The 1,070-nt window shown below is 29.6% G+C and carries 1 pseudogene; it reads left to right on the top strand.

The window, feature by feature from the left end:
• Positions 1 to 1,070 (top strand): annotated as a pseudogene (locus MBORA_RS10725) (hypothetical protein); the annotation flags it as partial.

The raw sequence follows: 1,070 nt of genomic DNA on the forward strand, positions 1-1,070 counted from the left end.
AAAAGTAGAAATCAACCTACCAAAAGACCTAACAGGCACGATTAATGTAGTTTTAAATAACGAAACTTACCCGGTAGAAATTATTAATAATAAAGCTATCGTAATCATCCCTAACTTAGCACAAGGAGAATACATAGCTAAAATAACTTATTCAGGAGATAATAAATACTTACCAACTAATACAACAGTGAATATTAAAGTACTTGGAATTAATATTACAGCACCAGATGTTGAAAAATACTACAAAGGTTCTGAAAAACTACAAATCTTTATAAAAGATAGTGAAGGAAATGCAATAATAGGCCAGAATATACAAATTAAACTAAACGGCAAAAATTATACTGCAACCACCAACAATGAAGGTATTGCAAGCATAGAACTTGATTTAAATATTGGAAAATATTCAGCAACTATCATTTTTAACGACAAAAAAATTAATGCAAGCATAACAATAAAATCCACAATCCACGCACCTAACATGATTAGAGGATACAATAGTGGACTAGACTACCAAACAACCTTACTAAATGTTGACGGAACACCACTAGCCAATACCCACATAACATTAAAAATTGGAGATAAAAAATATTCACTTACAACTGATGCAAACGGCGTTGCTAAATTAAACAAAAAAATAGCCATTGGAACATACAACATACTAATTATAAACCCAACCAACTTAGAAAAACAAACAAAAACTTTAAAAATCATCTCCAGAATAAACAACAACAAAAACCTAGCTGGTGATTATTTATCCGGAATTAACTACAAAATCCGTATCATTGATGATAATGGCAAAACTGCAGGCACCGGAAAAATCGTTAAAATTACAATAAACAAAAAAACATACAACATACCTACCGATAAAAATGGATACGCAACATTAAAAATAACACTAACACCAAAAACATACTACATAACAGCAACCTACAAAGGTCAAAGCGTAAAAAACAAAATAACCATAAAACAAATACTAAAAACAACAAAAACAACAACAATTAAAAAATCCGCTAAAAAAATAACACTAAAAGCAACACTAAAAAAATCCAACAAAAAAGCACTTAAAAACA

The sequence above is a fragment of the Methanobrevibacter oralis genome, from assembly GCF_001639275.1.
Taxonomy (GTDB): Archaea; Methanobacteriota; Methanobacteria; order Methanobacteriales; family Methanobacteriaceae; genus Methanocatella; species Methanocatella oralis.